Source organism: Paracoccus alkanivorans (genome assembly GCF_003697785.1).
In the GTDB taxonomy this organism is placed as follows: Bacteria; Pseudomonadota; Alphaproteobacteria; order Rhodobacterales; family Rhodobacteraceae; genus Paracoccus; species Paracoccus alkanivorans.
The window spans coordinates 1-24,608 of record NZ_QOKZ01000017.1; the positions used below are offsets into that span (position 1 = coordinate 1).

Annotated in this window: 22 protein-coding genes; 14 read left to right on the forward strand and 8 right to left on the reverse strand. The window is 64.2% G+C overall.

Features of this window, described 5'->3' with window-relative positions; translation table 11 throughout:
• The first annotated feature begins 95 nt into the window (after positions 1-95).
• Complete coding sequence (locus tag C9E81_RS21580) at positions 96-1,565, forward strand: sulfotransferase (RefSeq protein WP_122114437.1); 1,470 nt, start codon at positions 96-98, stop codon at positions 1,563-1,565.
• Positions 1,566-1,600: 35 nt separating this feature from the next.
• Positions 1,601-2,887 (forward strand): arylsulfotransferase family protein, encoded by a 1,287-nt coding sequence (locus tag C9E81_RS21585; RefSeq protein ID WP_166462005.1) that lies wholly within the window; start codon positions 1,601-1,603, stop codon positions 2,885-2,887.
• A 100-nt stretch (positions 2,888-2,987) separates the two neighbouring features.
• Here the strand turns inward: C9E81_RS21585 and C9E81_RS23040 are convergent, their stop codons facing one another.
• The 3 genes from C9E81_RS23040 to C9E81_RS21595 all read right to left on the reverse strand — a co-directional run bounded on the left by C9E81_RS23040 (position 2,988) and on the right by C9E81_RS21595 (position 4,093).
• Positions 2,988-3,143, reverse strand: coding sequence for a hypothetical protein (locus C9E81_RS23040; protein WP_166462006.1), 156 nt, complete (start codon positions 3,141-3,143; stop codon positions 2,988-2,990).
• Positions 3,144-3,190: 47 nt separating this feature from the next.
• Positions 3,191-3,397, reverse strand: coding sequence for a hypothetical protein (locus tag C9E81_RS21590; protein ID WP_147457641.1), 207 nt, complete (start codon positions 3,395-3,397; stop codon positions 3,191-3,193).
• A gap of 243 nt (positions 3,398-3,640) precedes the next feature.
• Positions 3,641-4,093: an RrF2 family transcriptional regulator gene (locus C9E81_RS21595; protein ID WP_122114440.1), complete on the reverse strand. Its 453-nt coding sequence runs from the start codon at positions 4,091-4,093 to the stop codon at positions 3,641-3,643.
• Between the two features lie 254 nt (positions 4,094-4,347).
• Between C9E81_RS21595 and C9E81_RS21600 the strand changes: the two genes are divergently transcribed.
• The 7 genes from C9E81_RS21600 to C9E81_RS21630 all read left to right on the forward strand — a co-directional run bounded on the left by C9E81_RS21600 (position 4,348) and on the right by C9E81_RS21630 (position 12,555).
• Positions 4,348-5,778 carry an amidohydrolase gene (locus tag C9E81_RS21600; RefSeq protein ID WP_122114441.1) on the forward strand — a complete coding sequence of 477 codons (1,431 nt, stop codon included), beginning with the start codon at positions 4,348-4,350 and terminating at the stop codon, positions 5,776-5,778.
• A 115-nt stretch (positions 5,779-5,893) separates the two neighbouring features.
• Positions 5,894-7,492 carry an ABC transporter substrate-binding protein gene (locus tag C9E81_RS21605; protein ID WP_122114442.1) on the forward strand — a complete coding sequence of 533 codons (1,599 nt, stop codon included), beginning with the start codon at positions 5,894-5,896 and terminating at the stop codon, positions 7,490-7,492.
• Positions 7,492-8,571 carry an ABC transporter permease gene (locus C9E81_RS21610; RefSeq protein ID WP_122114443.1) on the forward strand — a complete coding sequence of 360 codons (1,080 nt, stop codon included), beginning with the start codon at positions 7,492-7,494 and terminating at the stop codon, positions 8,569-8,571. Before C9E81_RS21605 ends, C9E81_RS21610 begins: the two co-directional genes overlap by 1 nt.
• A 13-nt stretch (positions 8,572-8,584) precedes the next feature.
• Positions 8,585-9,508: an ABC transporter permease gene (locus C9E81_RS21615; RefSeq protein WP_122114444.1), complete on the forward strand. Its 924-nt coding sequence runs from the start codon at positions 8,585-8,587 to the stop codon at positions 9,506-9,508.
• Positions 9,501-10,373: an ABC transporter ATP-binding protein gene (locus C9E81_RS21620; RefSeq protein ID WP_243698768.1), complete on the forward strand. Its 873-nt coding sequence runs from the start codon at positions 9,501-9,503 to the stop codon at positions 10,371-10,373. The genes C9E81_RS21615 and C9E81_RS21620 overlap by 8 nt, the downstream gene beginning before the upstream one ends.
• Positions 10,374-10,390: 17 nt before the next feature.
• Entirely contained in the window at positions 10,391-11,170 is a 780-nt protein-coding gene (locus C9E81_RS21625; protein ID WP_122114445.1) for an ABC transporter ATP-binding protein, read from the forward strand.
• A 14-nt stretch (positions 11,171-11,184) separates the two neighbouring features.
• Positions 11,185-12,555, forward strand: coding sequence for an MmgE/PrpD family protein (locus tag C9E81_RS21630; protein WP_122114446.1), 1,371 nt, complete (start codon positions 11,185-11,187; stop codon positions 12,553-12,555).
• Positions 12,556-12,623: 68 nt separating this feature from the next.
• On the opposite strand, the gene C9E81_RS21635 is transcribed toward C9E81_RS21630, so the two are convergent.
• From C9E81_RS21635 to C9E81_RS21655, 5 genes are all read right to left on the reverse strand, one after another.
• The gene (locus C9E81_RS21635; RefSeq protein ID WP_122114447.1) at positions 12,624-13,592 is read right to left on the reverse strand and encodes a LysR substrate-binding domain-containing protein; all 969 of its coding nucleotides are present in this window, start codon (positions 13,590-13,592) and stop codon (positions 12,624-12,626) included.
• Positions 13,593-13,717: 125 nt separating this feature from the next.
• Positions 13,718-14,716, reverse strand: a complete 999-nt coding sequence (locus C9E81_RS21640; RefSeq protein ID WP_122114448.1) for a serine hydrolase domain-containing protein — start codon at positions 14,714-14,716, stop codon at positions 13,718-13,720.
• Between the two features lie 74 nt (positions 14,717-14,790).
• The gene (locus C9E81_RS21645; protein ID WP_122114449.1) at positions 14,791-16,386 is read right to left on the reverse strand and encodes an ABC transporter substrate-binding protein; all 1,596 of its coding nucleotides are present in this window, start codon (positions 16,384-16,386) and stop codon (positions 14,791-14,793) included.
• Between the two features lie 58 nt (positions 16,387-16,444).
• Positions 16,445-18,265, reverse strand: coding sequence for a S9 family peptidase (locus C9E81_RS21650; protein ID WP_122114450.1), 1,821 nt, complete (start codon positions 18,263-18,265; stop codon positions 16,445-16,447).
• Between the two features lie 124 nt (positions 18,266-18,389).
• Positions 18,390-19,067 carry a GntR family transcriptional regulator gene (locus C9E81_RS21655; protein WP_122114451.1) on the reverse strand — a complete coding sequence of 226 codons (678 nt, stop codon included), beginning with the start codon at positions 19,065-19,067 and terminating at the stop codon, positions 18,390-18,392.
• 215 nt (positions 19,068-19,282) lie between these two features.
• On the opposite strand from C9E81_RS21655, the gene C9E81_RS21660 reads away from it, so the two are divergent.
• The 5 genes from C9E81_RS21660 to C9E81_RS23045 all read left to right on the forward strand — a co-directional run bounded on the left by C9E81_RS21660 (position 19,283) and on the right by C9E81_RS23045 (position 24,129).
• A complete protein-coding gene (locus C9E81_RS21660) occupies positions 19,283-20,191 on the forward strand; it encodes a DMT family transporter (RefSeq protein WP_122114452.1) in 909 nt (302 codons plus the stop codon).
• Positions 20,166-21,659: a serine hydrolase domain-containing protein gene (locus C9E81_RS21665; RefSeq protein WP_122114453.1), complete on the forward strand. Its 1,494-nt coding sequence runs from the start codon at positions 20,166-20,168 to the stop codon at positions 21,657-21,659. The genes C9E81_RS21660 and C9E81_RS21665 overlap by 26 nt, the downstream gene beginning before the upstream one ends.
• Positions 21,660-21,893: 234 nt before the next feature.
• Positions 21,894-22,829: a sulfurtransferase gene (locus C9E81_RS21670; protein ID WP_243698769.1), complete on the forward strand. Its 936-nt coding sequence runs from the start codon at positions 21,894-21,896 to the stop codon at positions 22,827-22,829.
• Complete coding sequence (locus tag C9E81_RS21675; protein ID WP_122114454.1) at positions 22,829-23,968, forward strand: YeeE/YedE family protein; 1,140 nt, start codon at positions 22,829-22,831, stop codon at positions 23,966-23,968. The genes C9E81_RS21670 and C9E81_RS21675 overlap by 1 nt, the downstream gene beginning before the upstream one ends.
• The gene (locus C9E81_RS23045) at positions 23,965-24,129 is read left to right on the forward strand and encodes a hypothetical protein (RefSeq protein ID WP_166462007.1); all 165 of its coding nucleotides are present in this window, start codon (positions 23,965-23,967) and stop codon (positions 24,127-24,129) included. The genes C9E81_RS21675 and C9E81_RS23045 overlap by 4 nt, the downstream gene beginning before the upstream one ends.
• Positions 24,130-24,608: the final 479 nt, after the last annotated feature.

Genomic DNA, 24,608 nt, shown 5'->3' on the forward strand with positions numbered 1-24,608 from the left:
GCCGTCGTCATCCTGGCCCTGGTCGGCTTTGTCTGGTACCCGCTCAAGCGCCTGCTGCGCAAGAACAACGCCACCAGCGACAAACAAGAACAGCGATGATGATCACGGTCCTTGCGCTCGTCGCGGGCATCATCGCGCTGATCACCGTGCTGCGGGTGATGGAGGTCGAGCGCCGCGCGGGCGCCGCCATCCATGTCGCCCACGAGGCCCTGGGCACCATCACCGATCCGGATCTGAGCGATGAGGTCAAGGAACGCCAGGTCAGGCAGGCCACGTTCTCGCTGCTGAAAAGCACCTTCGTGCTGCTGGCCATCGCCGCGGTGGCCCTGCTGGCGGCGGCGGTCTTTGTCGTCGGCGGCGATCTGCTGGGCCTGTTCACTATGGCCGAGGCGATGGATGTAGCGCTGAGCTGGTCCTTCATCCTGTGGTCGACCCTTGGCAGCATCGCGCTGTGGATTGCGATCGGCCGGCTTCGCAGGACTGAGGCACCGGCAGAACAGGATGCCGCGCGCGACGAGGTGCCCTATTCGGCGCTGGACCGGGCGTTGCATAACCAGGCGTTTTCATCGCCGGGGCTGCAAAAGGGGCTGGCCCGGATAGAGGACCGCCTGTGGCACCGCAAGATCGCGGCAACCCGGGCCGAGAGGCCGGTGCTGATCACCTCCCTGCCGCGGGCGGGCACCACGATCCTGCTGGAACTGCTGGCCCGGCAGCCGGAATTCGCCTCGGCGACCTATCGCAACATGCCCTTTACCCTGTCGCCGCTGCTGTGGGGACGCTTTTCCAGCCTGTTCCGCAAGGCCGGGGAAAAGGCCGAGCGCGCGCATGGCGACGGCATCGATGTCGATTTCGACAGCCCCGAGGCCTTCGAGGAAATGGTCTGGATGGCCTTCTGGCGCGACCATTACAGGAACGGCCGTATCGCGCTTTGGGATGAGACGAACCGCGATGCCGGGTTCGAGGACTTCCTTTCCCGCCACATGCGCAAGATCGTGGCCACCACCCCCGGCGCGTTCCGCTATGTTTCCAAGAACAATGCCAATATCGCGCGCTTGCCCCTTTTGCGCGCCGCTTTTCCGGATGCCCGGCTGGTGATCCCGGTGCGCGACCCTGCCTCGCAGATCGTTTCGCTGATGCGGCAGCATGAGCGCTTTGTCGATCTGCATGGCCGCGACCGGTTCGCCCGGCAATATATGGAGGGGATCGGGCATTTCGAGTTCGGTGCCGCCCTGCGCCCGATCGCCTTTCCCGGTGCGCCCGACAGCGCGGAAGGGGCAGGAACCACGGATTACTGGCTGCGCTATTGGAATGCCGCCTATGCCCATGTGCTGGAGCATGCGCCCGCGGATGCGATTTTCGTCGATCACGCGGCGCTCAGCGGCAAACCGGAAGAGCAGTTGCCGCGCCTTGCCGACGCGCTGGAGATGCATGACCGGCAGGCATTGCTGTCTGCCAGCGGCATGTTCCGGGCACCGAAACCCTCTCCCGAACTTTCCGGGGCGTCTGCCGATCTGCTTGGCCGCGCCCGGGAATTGCACAGCGCATTGCTTGACAGGACGATATGACCGACGCCACCCAAAGAAGAAAGAATATTCCAGCCTTGAAACGCGGGTTCTCCGACCGTATCGGTCCCGTGCTATCTATTGTTTCGCTTGTCGTGATCGCCGTGACCTATGGCACCGTCGCATCCTGGTGGAACTGGTTCCCCGCGCCGCAGATCGGCCTTGCGCATCGCACGATGCTGGAGGTCTCGGAAAACTGGAAGAACGATATCGGCCTTGAACCGACGCGGCACCTGGTCAAGCCGGTCGGCGGCGATCCGGACCCCGAGCGCGGGCTGTCGGGCACGCCTGCCGGTAACGCTGCCGACGGCTATATCCTTGTCGCGGGGCTGAACGAGACGCAGGACGGACCCTTCCATGTCGTCCGCCTCTATGACGGCCAAGGCAAGGAGGTCTATCGCTGGCCGGTGCATTACGACCTGCTTGATTCCGAACGGCAGCCGCAAAACGTCATGCTGCACGGCATGGAGGTGTTCGAGGACGGCTCGCTTGCGCTGACCTTTGATGGCGGGGCGGCGATTGCCCGCGTCGATGCCTGCGGTCAGCCGATTTGGACGCAGAACGACCGGTTCCACCATACCATCAACCGCGATGGCGAGGGCCGGCTGGTGACGCTGGTCGACGACGATATCGTTCGGCTCGACGAGAATACCGGCAAGATTCTCAGCAGGGTCAGCCTCCGCAAGGAAATGGTCGAGGGCGAGAACGAGGATCAGAAGGGCATGCTGGAAATCCGCACCCGCACGCCGGAAAATGCCGATGAAACCGTCACCTATCTGGATGACCCGTTCCATCCCAACGATGCCGAGCCGCTGCGCGCCGAGATGGCCGGTGCCTTCCCGATGTTCGAGGCCGGCGACGTGCTGCTGAGCATGCGCGAGCTGAACATGATCGCCGTCGTCGATCCGGAAACCGGGCGGATGAAATGGTGGCATTTCGGGCCGTGGTTCAAGCAGCACGACCCCGATTTCCAGCCCGATGGCCGGATCACCGTTTTCGACAATGCCACCGGCACCGGCAAGTCCCGCATCCTCGCCATCCGGCCCGGTGAGAACAAGGTCGAAACGCTGTTTTCCGGATCGGACGAGTTGCCCTTCTATACCTGGCGCCGGGGCAAGCATCAGATCCTGCCCGATGGCAACATCCTGCTGACCGAGGCCGAGGGCGGGCGCGTGCTGGAGGTCTCTGCCGATGGCAAGCTGCTTTGGGACCGGCACATGAAATGGGATGCCGAGCAGAACGTCATCATTACCGAGGCGCGCTATGTGCCCGGGGATTTCTTCGAGAACGGGGTGCCAAGCTGCAACCCCGGTCACGGGACATGAGGGGCGGCCCGGTCCGCTGATCCGGATCCGATGAACGCTGCGCCCGTTGGAAGTGGTGGCGGAGCCCGCAACCGGGCTCCGCCTTGTCATTCCCGGATGGTCAAAGCGCCGCCCGGGCGGTTGCCTGCACCCGCGCGACGGGCTGTCCGGTCAGGATCCGGCGTCCGACGGCAATGGTGACGCGGCCATCGGCGTGATCCCTGATCTTTTCGCCCTGGGCGCTGCTGCGGCTGCTGGTGATGATCGTGGTCAACATTGGAATTCTCCTGGATGAAACTGTGTTCGGGGTGGTGGACCCGGCACTCAGAGTGCCGGGGCGCTTCCGTCAAGCAGGCCCATGGCCGCTTTCTGCATATACCGATGGATCGCCGGAGCCGGTGCACCATCGATCCGCGACGACCGGCCGGTCCGGCGGTCACGACGGCAGATGGTGCAAAGCTGTGAACCTGGCACCATCGCGGGCCGCGTGGAATGGGCGGCGGTGAGATTTCGATACAGCATGGTCATCATCATTGTGCTCCTTCGTCCTTGTTGCGGCGTCGGTGGAAGCCGTCCTTCGCAACAACTTAATTACGACAGATGTTGTCGTCTTTTGCAAGGAAAAAATCTCGCTAAATTTTATCGTGATTATGGGATATCAGTCTCCCGCACGCGTAAAACGGCAGATATGATCCTGTTTCAACCTCCGGCCAAGCGGGGCAGGGCGTGCCCGCGAAGCATGCATGGAGATCTTAACTGGTTGAAAATACGCTGTTATGCGCCAACGAGCTGCTCGGACAACTGTTCCGAGCGGATCAGATCAGCCAAGGTCAGCGATTCGATCAGGATCAGATATGACCAGAACACCTCGGCAAAGACCTTGCGGATCCGGCAGGTCGCCTCGTCCGTGCAATCCTCGCAGCGCTGATAGGCCCGGCGCGACAGGCAGGGCAGGGGGGCGATGGGTCCGTCGATCAGGCGCAGCATCTCGGAAATCGAAATCTCCGCCGGCTGCTTGATCAGAAGATAACCGCCCGACCGGCCACGGATCGACCCGACCAGCCCGGCATTGCGGATTTCCAGCAGGATCTGCTCGAGGAACCGCTTGGGCGTGCCGGAACGCCTGGCGATCTTTTCGATCGTCAGCGGCTCGGGCACTTCTTTCGCGGCCTCGTCCCCCAGGACCAGCAGGGCCTTGAGGGCATATTTCATCTTCTGCGTGATCATGAATTCAGGTTACGCAGGAAAAAGACGATGATCAACGTCGAGATTGCCGCAGCGATGCCATAATCGCACCGAAGATACGTGAAAGACACAGGAAGGTCAGTGCTTCCAGCCAGTTTTCGCGTCATCGGCATATGTCCGGTTCCGGGGGGTTATTCCTCTTTCGAATGGAATCTTGGGATATCATCATTGGACAGCCGCCCGGGCGGCGGCGAAAGTTTCCGTAACGGGACAAGATTCATCAACGGGAACGCAAGATGCAGAATGCCGAGCCTATATGGGAACATGTCGAGGCGCATAAGAAGGATCTGACCGAGCTGTCCGACCGGGTCTGGGGCATGCCCGAGACGCTTTATGCCGAATACCGGTCCTGCGCCGAGCATGTCGCGACATTGCGCGCCAAGGGCTTCACCGTCACCGAGGAACTGGCCGGCATCCCCACCGCCGTCATGGGCGAAGCCGGAGAGGGCGGGCCGGTCATCGCGATCCTCGGGGAATATGACGCATTGCCCGGCCTGAGCCAGGAGGCGAATATCGCCGAACCCCGCCCGGTCGTGCCCGGCGGCAACGGCCATGGCTGCGGCCACAACCTGCTTGGATCGGCGGCGCTTCTGGCGGCCTGCGCGCTCAAGGACTGGCTGGCCGAAACCGGCACGCCGGGACGGGTGCGCTATTACGGCTGTCCCGCCGAAGAGGGGGGCGCGGCCAAGGCCTTCATGGTGCGCGACGGCGCCTTTGCCGATGTCGATGCGGCGATCACCTGGCATCCGGCGGCGATGACCCGCGTGGACGAGGCCGAAAGCCTTGCCAATACCCGCATGGATTTCGAGTTCACCGGCCGGTCGAGCCATGCCGCAGCCGCACCGCATCTTGGCCGTTCCGCGCTGGACGCGGCCGAACTGATGAATGTCGGCGTGCAGTATCTGCGCGAGCATATCCCGCAGGACAGCCGCATCCATTACGCCTATCTCGACGCCGGAGGAACGGCGCCCAATGTCGTGCAGGGCAAGGCCAAGACCCGCTATGCGATCCGCTCCACCACGCTTTCGGGGATGTTCGCGCTGAACGAGCGGGTGCAGAAGATCGCCCGCGGCGCGGCGATGATGACCGATACCGAGGTGAAGATCTCGGTCATGTCGGCCGTGTCGAACATGCTGGGCAATACGCCGCTGGAGCAGGCGATGTTCACTGCGATGCAGGCGCTTGGCGGGGTCGAGTTCGACGATGCCGACCGCGAATATGCCGCCGCCATCCAGGCGACGCTGAGCGCCGAGGACATCGCCTCGAACTACCGTTCCACCGGGCTGGAGCCCCGCGAGGGAGAGCCGCTTTGCGACTACATCGTGCCGTTCGATGCGCGCGGCGAAAAGATGATGGGCTCGACCGATGTGGCAGATGTCTCGTGGGTGGTGCCGACTGTGCAGGCGCGGGTGGCCACCCATGCCATCGGCACGCCGGGGCATAGCTGGCAGATCACCGCGCAGGGCAAGGCTCCGGCGGCGCATAAGGGCATGACCTACGCGGCCAAGGTGATGGCGGCGACGGCCCGGATGCTTTACGCGGACGAAACCCTGCTGGCGCGTGCCAGGAAGGATCATCAGGACCGGCTGGCCCGCGAACCCTATATCTGCCCCATTCCAGAAGATGTGCGGCCACCGCTGCAACCGCGCCCGACAGCGACGGAATAGCCGCGGCCGGGCAACAACGACATGCCGGGGCGGGCGATCGCTGCCGCCCCGGCAAAGACGACCGGGCGGGAATCCATCGCCCGGCGCTTATGGACCACAGGGAAGGAATATCCGAATGAAACGGATCCTGCATCCGCTGCTGGGCGTCTCTGCCGCAGCCGCGCTGACCGCGACCACCACCCATGCCGAAACGCCGGACAATGCGCTGGTCATGGCTTGGAACATCGATTCCATCTCGACCTTCGATCCGGCGCAGGTCGGCGAGGTCGTGACCAACGAACTGCTGCAGAATACCTGCGACATGCTGGTCTCTTTCGTGCCCGAGACCGAATCCGAGGTGCAGCCCGCCCTCGCTGAAAGCTGGGAAGTGTCGGAGGACGGCAAGACCCTGACCTTCCACTTGGCGAAGGACGCCGTGTTCCCCTCGGGCAATCCCGTCACGGCGCAGGATACGGTCTGGTCGCTCAAGCGGGTGCTGACGCTTGGTTACGGCAACGCGGCGACACTGACCGAATACGGTTTCTCGACCGGGAACATGGACGAGCGGATCACTGCGCCGGACGACCATACCGTGGTGCTGAAATTCGGCGAGCCCTACCCGGTCTCGCTGGTGCTGCAGGCCATCGCCGCCAACCGGGTTTCCGCCACGCTGGACAGCAAGCTGCTGATGGAAAACGAGCAGGACGGAGATCTGGGCAATGCCTATCTGAAGGACAAGACCGCCTGTGTCGGCCCCTACCAGCTTGCGAAATGGAACCAGGGGCAGGGGGTCGTTCTGGAGGCCAACGCCAATTACACCGGCGAGAAGCCCGCGCTAGAGCGGGTGCTGATCCGCCACGTCGCCGAAACCGGCACGCAGCGCCTGCTGGTCGAGCAGGGCGATGTCGATATAGCCCGCGACCTGACCCCGAACGACCTGCGCGAGTTGGAGAATGTCGAGGGGCTGCATATCGACTCGGTCCTCAAGCCGCAGTTGATTTTCTGGACCTTCAACACCGCCGACGAGATCTTTGACGATCCGAATGTGCGGCTGGCGATGAAATACCTGATCGACTACCAGCAGCTTGGCGATACGGTGATGCAATATCTCGGCACGCCCTGGCAAAGCTTTGTGCAGGCCGGCGCTTTCGGCGAATTGCCGCAGGACGAGGCGCTGCCATTCGGGCTGAATCCCGACAAGGCCAAGGAATTGCTGGCCGAGGCGGGCTATCCCGACGGGTTCGAAGCGACGATCTATATCGGCTCGCTGCCCTGGTCGAGGCCGCTCGCGCAGCATGTCCAGCAGAACGCCGCCCAGATCGGGGTCGATTTCAATATCGAGCAGATGGCCAATGCGCAGTTCTTTGCCAAGGTGCGCGGACGGGATTACCAGACCGGCATCAAAGCATGGCAGACCGGCGTGCCGGATGCCCATGGCAACGCGTCGCGGCTGGTGATGAACCCTGACAACAGCGACGAGGCGCAATTGACGCAATTGCCGTCCTGGCGCGCCTCCTACCAGGACGAGAAGCTCAACGAGATGGTGCTGGCGGCAGTGGTCGAGCCCGATCCCGAAAAGCGTATCGCGATCTATGCCGATCTGCAGAAGGCCTGGATGGAAAGCGGGCCGATGGCGGTCATGTTCCAGACCCATTTCGTCGCCGCAATCCGCGACGATCTGAAGAATTGGACCTGGAACGGCTTTCAGGTCTATTACGGCAAGGCGAGCAAGTGATGGCGGAGACGGCAAGTTTCGCAAAGGCGATGCCCGGCCCGGCGCGCGGCAGGAACCCGATCCTGCCGCAACTCCTGAGCCTGCTCAGGCTGGTGCTGTCGGTCTGCGTCACGCTGGTCGGGCTGGCGGCGCTGACCTTTCTGATCGGGCGGATGCTGCCGATCGATCCGGTGCTGGCGGTTCTGGGCGACAATGCCACGCAGTCGGCTTATGACGCCATGTATGTCAAGATGGGCCTCGACCGTCCGCTGATCGTGCAGTTCGGGCAATATCTGTGGAATATCCTGCATTTCGATTTCGGGAACTCCCTGCTCTCCGGCCGCCCGGTCTCGGAAGAGATCATCCGGGTCTTTCCCGCGACCATGGAACTGGCGACGCTGGCCATGCTGATCGGCACCGGGATCGGTGTACCGCTCGGGGTGATCGCGGCGGTCTATCGCAACTCCGCCATCGACCATGTGGCGCGGATCGTCTCGCTGCTGGGCTATTCGGCGCCGAATTTCTGGCTTGGCCTGATGGGGCTGGTGCTGTTCTACGCGACGCTAGGCTGGGTCGGCGGCCCCGGGCGGATCGACCTGATCTATGAGTTCGACCTGCAGCCGGTGACCGGCTTCTACCTGATCGATGCGCTGATGGCCGGTAACTGGGAACTGTTCGGCAATGTGTTCAGCCACCTGATCCTGCCCGCCTCGATCCTTGCGCTAAGCGCATTGGCCTATGTCAGCCGGATGACGCGCAGCTTCATGATCGAACAGCTCGAACAGGAATACGTGATCGCCGCCCGCGCCAAGGGCGTCGGCCGCTGGCGCATCGTCTGGACCCATGTGTTCCGCAATGTCGCGGTGCAGGTGATTACCGTCGTCGCGCTGTCCTATGCCTTTCTTCTGGAAGGCGCGGTGCTGACGGAAACCGTGTTCGCATGGCCGGGATTCGGCCGCTACATGACCAATTCGCTGCTGGCAGGGGACATGAACTCGGTGACAGGCTGCACGCTGGTCATCGGCGTGATCTTCGTCGGGCTGAACCTGGTAAGCGATCTGCTTTACCGGGTGATCGACCCGCGGACCCGCCAAGCCTGAAAGGATATCCGCAATGACCGATATCTCGCCCTCACCCCGTCCCTCCACCCTGCGGGCCTGGCTGACCGATCCGCATCCGCATTCGCCCGCGCAGGCCCGGATGCAGCAGCTTTGGCGCATGTGGCGCAAGCTGCGGCGCAACGGCTCGGCGCTGCTGGGGCTGACGATCCTGCTGGTGATCGCCTGCGCCGCCATCTTCGCGCCGCTGGTCGCCACGCATGACATCTATGCACAGGACCTGGGCAACCGCCTTGCCCTGCCATCGGCAGAGCACTGGCTCGGCACCGACGAACTGGGCCGCGACATCTATTCGCGCCTGCTGTTCGGGGCGCGGATCACGCTGTATATCGCATTCCTCACCGCGATCATCTCGGCCCCGGTCGGGCTGCTGATCGGCACGCTCTCGGGCTATCTCGGCGGTTGGGTCGATACGGTGATGATGCGCGTGACCGAGGTCTTTCTTGCCTTTCCGTCGCTGGTCTTGGCGCTGGCCTTCGTCTCGGCGCTCGGGCCGGGCATCAACAACGCCGTGATCGCCATCTCGCTGACCGCTTGGCCGCCGATCGCCCGGCTGGCGCGGGCCGAGACGATGATCATCCGCCATTCCGACTATATCTCGGCGGTGCGGCTGCAGGGCGCCTCGGCGCTGCGCATTCTCGTCAGGCACGTGATGCCCATGTGCGTGCCCTCGGTGATCGCGCGGGTGACGCTGAACATGGCGTCGATCATTCTGTCGGCCGCCGGGCTGGGCTTTCTGGGGCTCGGCGCGCAGCCGCCCAGCCCGGAATGGGGCGCGATGCTGTCCACGGCACGGGAATTCATCCTGTCCAACAGCTATGTCGCGGCGGCCCCGGGGATCGCCATCCTGATGACTTCGATCGCCTTCAACCTAGTGGGCGACGGGCTTCGCGACGTGCTGGATCCACGCCATGGCTGAGGATAACGAAATGACCCCCGAACCGGTCCTGAGCGTCCGCAATCTCAATATCCGTTTCCGCGACGAGACCCGTGTCACCCATGCGGTCCGCGACCTGTCCTTTGATCTCGGCGTCGAGAAACTGGGCATCGTCGGGGAATCCGGCTCGGGCAAGAGCCAGACCGGACGCGCGCTGATGCGGCTGTCGCCTCCTTCCGCGCAGATCACCGCAGAGCGGCTGCGTTTCGGCAAGCTCGACCTGCTCAAGGCCAGCGAGTCGCAGATGATGCGGATACGCGGCAACGAGATCGCCATGATCCTGCAGGACCCGAAATATTCGCTGAACCCGCTGATCCGGGTCGGCAAGCAGATCGCCGAAGCCTATCGCCTGCATCGCGACGGCAGCATGCGCGATGCGCGCGACCACGCGATGGCGATGCTGGAGAAAGTGCATATCCGCAACCCCGAGCGGGTCTATAACCTGTATCCGCACGAGGTCTCGGGCGGGATGGGGCAGCGGATCATGATCGCCATGATGCTGATCGCCGAGCCGAAACTGATCATCGCCGACGAACCGACCTCGGCGCTGGATGTCACCGTGCGCAGGCAGGTCCTGTCGGTGCTGCAGGAACTGGTGGAGGACGCGGGCGCGAGCCTGATCTTCATCAGCCACGACCTGAACCTCGTCGCGGATTTCTGCGACCGGGTGATGGTCATGTATCAGGGCCGCGCGCTGGAAACCCTGCCCTCGGCAGAGCTGGGCCGGGCAAGGCATCCCTATACCCGCGGACTTCTGGACAGTCTGCCCCGCCTTGACCATCCCTGCGCCGAACTGGCGGTGCCGGTCCGCGACCCGGCCTGGCTTGACGCACCGTCGGGGCAGTGACCCCCAGGAGAATCTCCATGCAGAATCCATATCTCGAACTGAAGGACCTGACGATCCGTTTCGGTCATGGCGCATCCGGAGTCGTCGCGGTGCAACAGGCGGAATTCGCGATCGAAGAGGGCGAAAGCTATGGCCTGATCGGAGAATCCGGCTGCGGAAAATCGACGATCCTGCGCGCGATCGCCGGGCTGAACCCGCATTACGAAGGCCGGATCCTGCTGGATGGGACCGAACTGCCGAAACAGCGTGGTAAGGCGCTCTTTCGCAAGATGCAGATGGTGTTTCAGGACCCCTATGCCTCGTTGCATCCGCGCAAGATGGTACAGAATGTCCTGATCGAGCCGCTGCAGATCATGGGCATGGACCGCAAGCAGGAGCGCATCGACGCCATCCTGTCGGATGTCGGCCTCGATGCCGGTTTCCGTTATCGCTTTCCGCATGAGCTGTCCGGCGGCCAGCGCCAGCGGATCGCCATCGCCCGCACCCTGATCGTCGAGCCCCGCCTGCTGCTGCTGGACGAGCCCACCTCGGCGCTCGACGTGTCGGTTCAGGCCGAGATCCTGAACCTGCTGAACCGGCTGCGCCGGGACCGGGGGCTGACCTATCTGATGGTCAGCCACGACATCGCCGTGATCGCGCATATGTGCGACCGTATCGCGATCATGAAGGACGGGCGGATGCTGGAAAAACTGACATCGCAACAGGTGCGGAGCGGGGCGGTGACAGAGGATTACACCCGCGAATTCCTCGCCGCATCCGCTCCGGCTGTGGCGCGGGAGGCGGCACAGGCAGGCTGAACACGAGGAGTGACATGACAACAGTATTGGAAAAGATCGCCGCCCGTGTGGCGGGCGGGGTGACGGTGACTGCTGCCGACCGGCAGGCGGCTGGCCATGCGATCGCGGACACGCTTGCCTGCATGGTGGCCGGTCAGGACGACATCGCCGCCCATGGCGTGAGGCAGGCGCTGCAGGCAGGGCAGCAACCCGGTCCCGCCGATCTGGTGGGCGGAGGCTCTGCCCCGGCGGCGATTGCCGCGATGGTCAATGGAACGGCGTCCCATGCGCTGGATTTCGACGATAATTTCGGCCCCGGGATGAGCCATGCCTCGGCCGTGCTGGTCCCCGCGCTGCTGGCCCTGGGCCAGTCGACCGGGGCAGGCGGCAGCGATCTGGTTTCGGCCTATCTGGCCGGGCTGGAGGCGCAGGCGCTGGTCGGCGGCGGTGTGGCACCGGAACATTACGTCGCCGGCTGGCACGGCACCTCTACCATCGGCTGCATCGGCAGCGCGGCGGGCTGCGCGGTATTGTTGCGGCTGGACCGGGCAGGGATCGTGAACGCGATGTCGCTGGCCGTCAGCATGGCCTCGGGAATGAAGGGGCAGTTCGGCACCCCGGCCAAGCCGTTCCATGCCGGGCTGGCGGCACGAAACGCGGTGGAGGCGGCACAGTTCGCCGCTGCGGGGCTTTACGGGCGGGACGATATTCTCGAACGGGCGCAGGGCCTTGGCAGCCTGATGAGCGGCGGGCAGGACGCGGAATGGATACTTCCCGGCGACGACCAGCCGCATGTGATCGGGACCGCAGGGCTGAGTCCCAAGATCCACCCTTGCTGCGGTTCCACCCATAACGCGGTGGACATGGTTCTGGCACTGCGCAAGAAGCACGGCTTTACCGCCGGTGATGTCGCGGAGGTTGCGCTGACCGTAGCCCGGGCGAATTACCGCAACCTTGCCTATCCCGAGCCGCAAACCGCGATGGAGGCCCGCTTTTCGATGCAATATTGCGTCGCACTGGCATTGACGCAGGACATCCTGTCGCTGGCGGATTTCACGCCCGAGGCAGTGATGCGCCCGCATCTGCGTGCGCTATTTGGCAGGATCTCGATGGATGTCATGCCGCTGGAGACGGAACTGGCCCAGGCCCGGCCAGCCCATCGCGCCCGGATCCGGCTGCGGGACGGCCGCGAACTGACGGCAGAGCTGGCCCATGCGCGGGGGACATTGGCCGATCCGATGGACGACGCGGCACGCCGGGCGAAGATCCGCGATTGCTTTGATTTTGCCGGGTTGCCGCTTGACGATCGCGGGCTGCGGATTCTGGAACAGGTCGACGAGCTGCCCGACCTGTCGCCGCTCGGCGCGCTGATCGCCAGATGCCCGCCCCGGTCAATCGCCTGCTGACCGCTTCCGTTCCGTGATGCTCGATCCGGCCCCACTGCGGGATGCATCGCGGCCTGCTCCGAACGGTGTCAAGCCCCCGGAATATTCTGCGGAACGCGCATGTCCTCTTCGGCGGCGGGAAGCGGCACGACCGAGGGCGCCCGCGCCTGCGCACAGGCCGCGTGCCAGATCTTCTCGACAATGGGGCGATGCTTGCGCTTCTTGCGATAGATGGCGATCTCGTTGCGGATGATCCAGTCAGGATGGCCGGCCACGACCAGCCGTCCCGCATCAAGTTCCTCGCGGGCGAGGCTTTCGGGCACCCAGGCCAGCCCGGTCCCGACCAGTGCCAGCGATTGCAGGGCAAGGCTCATGGCATTCGAGGCGACGATGTTCAGCGCCACCATCTTCTCGCGCAGCAGCGGCGCCAGAGCCTGCGCGAAAAAACTTTGCGTGCCATAGCTGAGAAACCGCACGACATCGTCCCGGTCCAGATCGTAAAGCGGCGCGCCATCCTCGTCGGGCGCGCTGACCGGCAGCAGCCGCTCGCTGCCCAGAACGATGCAGTCAAGCTCCTTCGGGTCGATGCCGAGTGGAACCGCCGGATGCACATAGGTCAGCAGCAGGTCGCTTTCGTCGTTGCGGAACTGCCGGATGGTCTCGCTATAGGCCGAACTGGCCGGGTTCGGGTGGCGGTCGAAATGGCCGATCTGCGCCTCGATGCTTTCCAGCCATTTGGGCAGGAAGGTAATGCGCAGCGTGTGCATCGACAGGATGCTGATCTGGTCCCGCGGCTGCTTGGCCAGTTTCCGCACGCCCAAGCGCAGGCTGTTGATCTGCTGCACCAGATCGCGTGCCTGGCGGATCATCACCTTGCCCTCAGTGGTCAGTTGCACCGGATAGCTCGACCGGTCGATCAGGGTGACGCCAAGCCAATGTTCAAGGGTCCGGATGCGCTTTGAAAGCGTCGACTGGCTTACATGCCGGATCTCGGCCGCGCGCGAAAAGTTGCGCACGTCGCCGAGGCAAACGAAATCTTCCAGTAATTTGAGTTCCATGGATCGCCACTTCCCCGTTCATGTGAAGAGCATCCCCCAAGCCTTCAGATGAGAGGAAACCGGTTGCGCTGTCAATATGACAGTCCGGTGACCGGGGCGGCGGCGCGAAAGCCGGGCCGGTTTTTTCAGCCCGCTGCCGCCGAAAGCAGCGCTTTCAGCACATGTCCGAACCCGTGCTTGGAAATGGCGCGGCCCTCGCGCTCGCTATCCACGCGGTGGACCACGACCATGTCCAGAGGCGGGATGACCATGCAGTAATGCCCGCCCGCGCCCTGCGCCGCATAGGACCCGGCCGGGGTGCGCAGACCGGGCGCAAAGACTCCGTCACGCTCCAGCCACCAGCAATAGCCATAGGCTCCGCGGGGTCCCGCATGGGAATAGGGCATGACATTTTCTTCCGCCCAGCCTTCCGGCAGGACCATGCGCCCCGACCAGCGGCCCTTTTGCAGGAAAAGCTGCCCGAACCGCGCCAGGTCGCGGCTCGACATCCGGAAGGGATAGGCCGGGTGGCGCGAAACCTCGAAATGCTCCAGCCAGCCGTCGGGCCGTTCCCCGGCCAGCGAGAAATCCTGCATGTTCAGTGGGCGGGCGATCCGCCGTTCGAAGGCTTTGGCAACGGCAAGCCCGGTCTGCTGGGTAAAGATCGTGCCGAGCGCGTTGAAATCCCAGTTGTTGTAGCACCAGAACGTGCCCGGCGCATGGCTGTGACGCCTTTCCTTGATCAGCCGCATCCATTCGGTTTCGTATCCCGCCGGGTGATAGATGCCCGACCGCGCCATCAGCAGGTCATGCACGGTCGCCTGACGCTCGACCGGGCTGAGCGGGTCATGATCGTCGATGCCGAGATCGGCCAATGTGGCGGTCAGGTCGATCCGTCCGGCGGCGACATCCTCGCCGATCATCGCCGCGAGAAAACTCTTGCGCATCGAGTGGCACAGGAACTTGTGCCCGATATCCCCGTGAGTGAACACGATCCGCCCGCTCTGAACGACCAGCAGGCAATCGGTATTCTGACCCGCGATCACCTCGCGCAGTCTTTTCACGCCCGCGGCGGACCATCCGGCGCTCTCCGGGCTTTCATAGGTTTCCCAATGCGCGCCGGGATTGCGGTCTATACCTGTCATGGATTGCCTCTTTCGCATGTCTCGGACCGGATCCGCGGCGCATGGACGCGGATCCGGGGGATCGTCGGGGGCGGTTACTTGGAGGCGAGGTCGTAATAGACGCGGAAACCGTTCCAAGTCCAGTCTTTCAGCCCCTTGCGGATTCCCGCGCCGCCAAGTGTCTGCATGACATAGGCCATCGGCCCTTCCTGCATGATGTCACGCTGCAATTCGTGATAGAGTTCCTCGCGTTTCGCCGGGTCCGGCTCGAACAGGGCCTCCTCGATGCGGGCGTTCATCGCCTCGTCGTAATAGCCCGCGCGCCACGCCGGATACTGGGTATTCTTGGCCTCCAGCGCATTGTCCGGGTTATAGACCAGGCGCGAGGCCATGCCATGCGCGTCCGGCACCCCCGACTTGTAGCCCAGCAGGGCGGCGTCGAAATCGCGGGCCCGGTTGCGGGCGTAAAGCTGCGCATTGGCCATGCGCTCGATCTGCAGATTGACGCCGATTTGCGAGGCGGCCTCCTGAATGGATTGGGCGATGGGATTGGCATAGGGATGCGAGCCGATGATGAGCGAGGCATCGAAGCCGTCGGGATGCCCGGCCTCGGCCAGCAGTTCCTTGGCCTTTTCCAGATCCTGGATGAAGGGGGCGCCCTCTTGCTCGTCCAGCGCCCCGAAGGCCCCAAGCTGCACAAAGGCGGCGCGCGGAACGCCGACGCCTTTCATGACCGACTCGGCGAGCCCCTGGTAATCGATCAGGTGGCGCATGGCGAGGCGGACCTTGGGATCGTCGAAAGGCGGCTTGCTGACATTCATTCCCATGTAGAACAGCGAGGGGTTGAGCTTGCGCACCACCTCGACATTCTCATTGCCCTCTTCCAGCGCGGTCAGATCCTGCGATGTCAGGTCGCGGGCGATATCGATATCGCCATTCTCCAGCAGCAATCTCTGCGTGCCCGGCTCTGCCACGTGGCGGATCAGCACCCGGGGCAGTTTCGGCGCCTCGCCGCCGTAATTCTCGTTGGCCTGCAAGAGCACGCTTTCGCCGGGATTCCACTGGGCCAGCCCATAGGGGCCGACACAGGCCGTCTTGTCCTGCAGATATGCATTGCCCAGATCTCCGTCCTGCTCGTTCTCTTCCAGTTCGGCCCGGTTCAGCATGACGGATACGCGATTGGCCGCGATGGAGACGAGGATGAGGTTCACCGGGTAAGGCTTGTCCAGCTTCATCACCACCGTGCTGTCATCCGGCGCGGTGATCAGTTCGCCGATGGTATCGGCGGTGAACCCGTATTCAGTCAGCGATGCCGCGTTGCCGAAGCCCAGCTTGACGACGCGCTGCATCGACCAGACCAGGTCCCCGGCGGTTCCGGGCGTGCCGTCGGGAAACACGATCCCGTCGCGCAGGTGGAAGGTGATGGTCCGCCCGTCCTCGGACACCTCCCAGCTTTCGGCCAGGGCGGGGACGAAATCCGCCTCGTCATCGGTCTTGTTGTCCACCAGCGCGTCGCAGGTATTCATGATGATCTCGTCCGTGACCGCCTCGGCGATCTGTGCCGGATCAAAGCTGGAAATGGCGTCGATGTTATAGGCCATGATCAGGGCGTTGCCGGGCGTCTCGGCGACGGCGGCGCCGATTGTCCCACCCGCCACGGCACCGGCCAGCAGCAACTGTCTCATTGTCATGTCTTACCTCCCACAATGGATACGGATCGGTTGTTTTTGATCGCCGCACCGCCGCCGATCACAGGCGGCGCGACAGGAACGAGGCCACGGTTTCAAAGACCCGGCAGCGATTGGCCAGCCGCGAAAAGCCATGCCCTTCATGTTCGATGCGCAGATATTCCACCGGCCGGCCCAGCCCCCGCAGCGCGGCGTGGACCTGTTCGCCCTGCTCGATCGGGACCCTTGGGTCGTCGGATGCGTGGATGACCAGCAGCGGTTTCCCGATACGGGAAATGCGGTTGATCGGAGACAGCTCTCGCAGCAGCTCAGCATCCGCGACCGGGTCGCCATACTCCGCCGCCCGCAGCCGCCGGCGCCACGGGCCGGTGGTCAGCATCAGGGTGGTGAAATTGGACACCCCGTATATGTCCACGCCGCAGCGCCATTTGCCGGGCGCCTCGGTCATCGCCGCAAGCACCATGAAACCGCCATAGCTCTGCCCCATGACGCCGATACGCTCGGCATCGGTATCGGGCCGGGCGGCGATCAGGTCGCGCAGGGCGATCAGGTCGCGCACCGGGTCCATGCGCTTTTCACGGTCGTCGGCGGCGCAATAGCGGCGGCCATATCCCGAGGAGCCACGCACATTCGGCGCCACCACCATGATACCGCTTTGCAGGTAATGGTTCAGATCGGGCCGGAAGCCGGCTTTCCACTGCGATTCCGGGCCGCCATGCACCATGAACAGCACCGGCCAGCCACCCTCGGGCCGCGAACCCGCGGGGGGATAGATGAAATAAGGAACGGAAAGCCCGTCGAAACTGTCGAAGCGATGCAGTTCGGGCGCGGCCAGCATTCCCGGCGCGATCCCGGCGCGGGGCAGGCCGGTGACGCGCGCGAAGTCGCCGTCAAGCGTTCCGGTCCACAGCGCAGAGGGCTCTGTCGGCCCGGCAAAGGACATCAGCAGGGCCTTGCCATCCTCGATGAAGGACAGGGACGAGGCCACCCCCATGGCCGGCGCGCCCAGATCCGCGACCTCGCCGCTGGCGATGTCCAGCAGCTCGATCCGCGTGACGCCTTCGCGGTTGACGACACAGGCAACGCGGTCGCGGTCGGGCGAGACGGCGACCTTGTCGATTTCCCAACCCGGCACCTCGTGCAGCGGGGTCAGCTCGCCCTTTGCCAGATCGGCCAGACATGGGCGCGTCACGTCGCTGTCCTGATCGGTCAGGACGATTGCCCGCACACCGTCCGGATCCAGCTTGACCGAAAGATATTGCGCCGGATCGGCATGGAGCAGAAGCGGGCTTGCCTCGCCGCTTTCCGGATTTAGCCATAGCAGGTCCTGATCACGCATCGAACGCTGCGAGTCGCGGATCAGCAGCCGGCCATCCGCCGCGAAGGCCAGCGGCTCGGCATAGCCGCTGCCCCGCCAGACGCATCGCCTTTCGCCCGTGGCCAGCACCATGACATGGATATCCATCATCATGGCATCGCGTTCATTGCTGGCAAAGGCGATCCGGTCCGCCTCCGGCGACCAGCAGCCCCAGACATGAACCCGCTCCGGCGCTTGGGTCAGCGGGCGTGGCATGCCCGAGGCCTCGGGGATCAGCCAGATCTGGTGACGCTCGTCCATGCCGCAATCGGTGGTGAAGACCAGATCCCGGCCCTTCGGCGCGAAAGCCAGCGCGGTGACGCGTTCGGGCAGGTCGGTCAGTTGCCGCGCAGGCCCGTCCGGGCGTCCATCGACGGCAGGACGGATCCAGATCTGGTTCAGCCCCGTCTCGTTCGACAGATAGGCCACGAGCGCGCCATCCGCCGATACGGTTTCGTTGCCGGCCTCTCTGATAGACATGAAATCCGACATGCTGGGGGACAGGGACAGGCCGGGGACCGTCATCGGGCGCTCCTGCTATTGGTAAGGGCTTGGTTCGTCATGCAGAGTAGATCCGAACTTGGCCCTCAGTTCCAACGACAGTTTGGAAAGATTTAAGTCCGATCCGGCATAGTTTCGCGCGCGGGGATCACATGCCGCCCGCCGCCTCGGTCCTCGACCAGTTCTGGACCATGCGCCGCCCGGCGCGATAGGTATGCTCGGCCTGGATGCGTGCCGCCCGTTCGGGCTGCCGCCGCGACAATGCGTCGAAAAGCTCCCTGTGCTCGTCCAGCGACTGGCGCAAAAGCTCGGCGTCGAAGCGCCGCCAGCGGATCAGGTCGAAAAGCGGCACCTCGTTGGTCTTGTGGATCATCGCGACCAGAAAGGCGTTTCGCGCCGCCTCGCGGACCGCTGCGTGAAAGCTGCGGTTGAGCGGCAGGAACGCCTCGCGGATCCGCGTGTTCCAGCATGACCGCCCGACCAGTTCCGCCGTCCGCTCCAGCGATTCGCGCATCGCGGCGTCCTGCGCCGGGTCCAGCCCGTTCTCCGCCGCCAGCCTTGCGGCAAGGGATTCAAGCTCGATGCGGACCCGGAATATCTCTTCGATATCCTCGACGGTAAAGCGATGCACGGTATAGCCGGCATTGGGCGTGTAATCCAGCAATCCCTCTGCCGCCAGAACCGACAGCGCATTGCGCACCGGCGTTCGCGACACTCCAAGCCGGGCCGCCATCTCGGCCTCGTTGAGCCGGAAGCCGCCCGGATATCGCCCTTCGGCAATACCCTCGCGAATATCGCGTGTAACCTCCAGCCCGCGTGTCGACATCCTGCCTCCTGTTCACGGATTGAGTATAGCCGGGCAGGTGTGGGGCGCAAAGCGGTTGGCTTTTGGTTTTTCGCCGAATGTATACAATCTGGCTTGTTTGCCTCCGTGCGACCTCGTAAGAACAAGTGGATCCTGTTTGATCTCGCAAGCCTGACGCTTGCACGGGCCGTGATCACGTCCTTATTGGATGCAATCTGCGGCTAACGGAGAATGGAATGGCCGTCACGGACGACATGGTGGGGCGAATGCAGCGCCGGGTGGCGCTCTTGCCCGGCAACCTGCAGGGCGCATTGTGGATCGCTCTTGCCGGGTTGGTCATGACGGTGATGACGGCGCTCATCAAGACCGTGGGCGAGACGATCCCGGTCATCCAGATCCTGTTTTTGCGGCAACTGGTGATGACCGCGGCGATGATGCCGGGAATATTGCGCAATCCGCGCGGCGCCTTTGCCACCGATACGCCATATCTGCACCTGCTGCGGGTGCTGCTGTCCACTGTGGCGATGACGGCGGGTTTTACCGCGATGGTGCATCTGCCGCTGGCCGACGCCGTGGCGATCAGCTTTTCGCGCTCTTTCTTCGTGGCGATCTTCGCCATCCTGCTGCTGCACGAGATCGTCGGGCGGCATCGTTGGGCCGGGATCGCCGCCGGTTTCGCCGGGGTGATCGTCATTACCAATCCCACCGGCGCGCAGATCGACGGCTACGTGCTGATGGCACTGTTTTCGGCGGGCGCGGTCGCGCTGGTCATGGTCATCGTGCGCAAGCTGGCGCAGCGCGAGAAACTGGCCACCGTCATCACCTACCAGGCCGTCGGCGTCGGCCTGATCCTTGCCGTGCCCACCATTCTGGTCTGGGTGCCGCCGACGCCCGGACAATGGGCGCTGCTGCTTTGCATCGGGCTGCTTTCGACGCTTGGGCAAAGCCTGAACTTCATGGCGTTCCGGGTCGGCGAGGCGACGGCATTGGCACCGGTCGATTACCTTCGGCTGATCTATTCCACGGCGATCGGTGCTATATTCTTTCTCGAACAGCCGACCTGGAGCACGATGGCCGGGGCGCTGCTGGTGATCCTGGGCACTTGTTGGGGCTTGTGGCATGAACGGCATGGAAATCGTGGCTGAACCGGACTGGAGCGCGGGCGAGGCCGCCGCAGTCCATGGGCTGCAAGACTGGCTGGCAGAGGATCCGGGCGGCGTGGTCCTGGGTTTCGACAGCGATGGCATCCGTTTTTCCGCCGCCCGGGGCTGCGGCTGGCCCGGGGGTAATGCACTGGATGCAGACAGCGTGTTCCGTTGGGCTTCTGTGACCAAGCATGTCTTCGTGGCCTGCCTGCTGGACAGCGCGGCGCTGGCCCTCGACCTGCCGCTTGGGAAGGTCCTGCCGGAACTCGCACCGGCGCCGGGGGGCGTGACCATCGCGCAGGCGCTGGCCATGCAGGGCGGCTTGCCCGACACGCGCGAATCGCTGACCCTGCTGGGCCTTGGTCCGCATGATCGCAGCGAGGCGGGGGCGCTGTTCGACTGGTCCGCGGGACTGGAGCGGCTGAATGCGGAACCGGGAACGGAAGTTGCCTATTCGAATGGCGGTTACCGGCTGACAGAGGTGGCGCTGACCCGGCACGGGGTCTCGTTTGCCGATTGGGTGGCCGGGCAGGCGCGGCGGCTTGGAACCGGGATGCGTGTCTCGGAATATTGGGGCGATCCCGTGCCGGGGCTGGTTCCCGGCCACCTGCCCAACGCGGGAGGCTGGTCGCAGGGGTTTCAGGGCATGCATCTTTCCGCCGCCGGGTCGCTGTCCGGTTCCGCCCGCGACCTGGCCCTGTGGCTGGCCGATCTGATTCCCCGCAGGCATTTCACCCGGATGGCACGGGCGCTGCCGCTCGCCTCGGGCGAGGCGACGGGTTATGGTCTCGGGCTCAGGCTGAACAGGATCGGCGCGGCATCGGTCCCCGGCCATGGAGGCGCGCAGCCGGGCTATCGCGCCGCCTTCCTGGCATGTCCCGATACCCGTGCCGGCGTGGTTGTGCTGAGCAACCGTGATGATGCCGATGCGGGCGGGCTGGCCGACAGGGTCTGGGTCGGGCTGATGGGATTGCGGCCGGACCGGCAGCCGGCGGGGGAATGGGCGCCGCCGGGGCTTTATGTTGCGCCGCAGGGCAATCTCTGGGCCGAGATCCGCCCCGGCTCCATCGTGGTCCGGGACGCGGAGGAACCGCTTTTCGCCGGACCCGACGGTATAGTGGTCTCTGCCGCCGCCCAATCGCATTTCCGCCTGCGTTTCGAGGACGGCGGGATATCCGGCACGATGTTCCATCGCCCGGTCCGCCTGCTGCCTGCCCGCGATGCTCCGCCCGATCCCGATCTGGACGGCGTCTGGACCCGCGACGGGGCGTATTTTCGTATCTCTGGCGGGATGCTGCATTGGGGCTCCGGACCGCGAGTGGAAAAAACGCCGTTGCAGCCGCTTGGCGACGGGCGCTGGCTGTTTCCCGCTTCGGGCCGGCGGATCTGCCTGCGAAAGATCGCGACGGACAGGATGGAGCTGTCCCTGTCCCGGTCGCGCGGCATCGAATATGTGCGCGCCGGATGACCGGCGAAGCGTGGGGCCGGTCCGGGGTAAAATAAGAACGACGTTCCGGCTTGCCAGATGCCTGGGGAACGCGGTCCCGGCCGGGTTCCCGCACCGGGCACCAACCGGTTTATCGTTGCGCAACTGGCGAAAACCCTGTTTTCGGCCTGCACCACCGGCAGGACGAAACGCCTCTTGAATCGCGCGGCTTCCTGCCGAACTAGTGTAAAGTGAAAATCCGAAGGAATACTGCCGATGAATGGTCTCATGCGCATCTGCCTGGCCGGGATCGCGGCCATGGGCGTTACCGCCGCCGCCTCTGCCGAACCGGGACCGCTTGTCGAACCCGCCGAGTTGAAAACCGTCCTTGACGAGCAGGACCCGATCGTTCTGGACATCAGGGGCGAGGCCTATGCCAAGGGGCATATCGATGGCGCGGTCTCGGCGCCCTATGCCCTGTTTCGCGGCCCCGCCGAAAATCCCGGCCAGCTTGTTCCCGAGGACCGGCTGGAGACGGTCTATGAAGAATTGGGGCTGGCGATGGACCGCCCCGTCGTCATCGTCTCGGAGGGCGATACCAACAGCGATTTCGGCGCCGCCGCCCGCGTTTACTGGACGCTGAAAAGCTCGGGCTTCGGCAAGCTGTCGATCCTCAACGGCGGGACGGCGGCATGGGTCGCCGCTGGCCTGCCGCTCAGCAAGACACCGGTTCAGCCGCAGCCGACCGAGCTGGATATCACTTGGGACAACCGCTGGACCGCCGGAACCGACGAGGTCGCCAGCATCGTCAAGGGAGAGCGCGAGGCGGTGCTGGTCGATGCCCGCCCTGCCGGGTTCTACGAGGGCAAGCAGGCGCATGACGCGGCGGAACGGCCCGGCACCCTGCCGGGGGCGCGGAATCTGGCCCATTCCAGCTTCTTCCGCCCGGATGCAACCGCGATCAGCCCCGTCGATGACGTGGCCGCACTGAAATCCTCGCTCGGCATCGGCGAGGGCGAAGAGGTCGTGTCCTTCTGCAATACCGGGCACTGGGCCGCGACCGACTGGTTCGCCCTGTCCGAATTGGGCGGGATCGAGAATGTCAAACTCTATCCCGGCTCGATGGTCGAGTATTCGGCAAGCGGGCACGAGATGGCCAATGTGCCGGGCCTGGTCGAAAACCTTCTGAACCAGTTCAGGCGCAGCAACTGATGTCCGGGGCCGCGATCACGGAAGGCCACGGGCATTCGGTGGCGGAAAGCCTTGCCAAACGCGGCGGGCTGCTGCTGGCCGTGCTGGCCAGTATCGGGCTTGTCGCGTTGTTCGCCGGGGCGCGATACGGGATGATGCTCGCCATCGGGCTTGGCTTCGGCATCGCGCTGGAGGGCCTCCGCTTCGGCTTTGCCGGGCCGTGGCGCGCGATGATCCTGCGCCGCGAGCCGGCCGGGATCGTGGCGCAATTGCTGGCCATCGGCATCACCGCACTGGTGGCCATCCCGCTGCTGTCGGCCCATCCGGGCGAGTTGACCGGCGCTCAGGCTCCCATCGGTTGGGCGATGATCGGCGGCGCCTTCGTCTTCGGAGCAGCGATGCAGGTGGTGCTGGGCTGCGGATCGGGAACATTGGTGAATGCCGGATCGGGCAATCCGGTCGGGTTGCTGGCATTGCCGTTTTTCGCCATCGGCAGCTTTGCCGGTGCCTATCACCTGATCTGGTGGACGGATCTCGGGGCCCTGCCGATCCTGACCCTGTCGGGATGGCCGGGGTTATTGATTACCCTTGCCGCGCTGGCGCTGACCGCGGCCCTGTTCCTGTGGCTGGGCAAGCCCGGAACGCGGCATCTGCCGCGCCGCCTGATCATCGCGGCGCTTGCCCTTGCGGCACTGGCCATCGCCAACCTGATGGTCGCGGGACAACCCTGGGGCGTGGTCTACGGGCTGGGCCTGTGGGCGGCGAAAGGATTCACCGCATTGGGAGGCGACCTGTCCGGCTCGGCATTCTGGAGCGCCGCGGGCACGGACCGGATCCTGCAGGCCAGCATCCTGACCGATTACACCTCGCTGACCAATATCGGCATCATCGCGGGCGCCTTTGCCGTCGCCGCATGGCGAAGCGGCGGGCTGTCGCAGAAACTGCCCCGCTATCCGCTTCACGCATGGCTTGCGGTGATCGTGGCGGGTTTCCTGCTTGGATATTCCTCGCGGCTGGCCTTCGGCTGCAATGTCGGGGCGTTCTTTTCGGGGATTTCCACCGGCAGCCTGCATGGCTGGGTGTGGTTCGTAGCGGCTTTCGCGGGCGCCTTCCTGGGTGTGAGACTGCGCCCACTGCTGGGGCTGGAGGCGCGGACATGACCCGGAGCTTCACCGCCACAATCGCGATTGCGCTGCTGGCCGCGCTGGTTCTTTTCGATCAGGCGACGGCCGAGTTGAACCCATACAAGGCGCCGCCCGCCTTTGCCCTTGGCTCCGGGCAGATCCCCTCGGGCGGGTTTTGCGGGGCCTTGCCGCAATAGGGTGCGGCATCATGCGCAATGGTCATCGAAGATCTGGACAGGTAAATTGCCACCCGATAGCCAATAACGGCACCTGCACTGGAGTTCCCTGCAGCAACCAATCAAGGCCATCGGGTGGCATAGCTGAGTGAACTAGTTACTCAAGCACCCCTTAATATTTGTATATATAATACATTTTTGAGATGCGCGCAATGACAAATTTGTGACAAATTTACATATCCGATTGCATGACGGCCCATCCGGTCATTTCCGCGATGGTACCCTGCGGATATCGACCGGTATCTTGCTGCCTCGCTCGCTCCCTCGCAACGGCATGATTTGTTCCATAAGACGGATTATCGCAATCTAAACTTATAGCAGCAATGCTAAAATGTCCCACATTGGCAAAGCAGGAATGTCACACTCCCCCGACGAGCCAAGCAAATAACAATTCGGGGGACGGTCATGGGATGGGTATTGATGAGCGAACGCGATCTGAA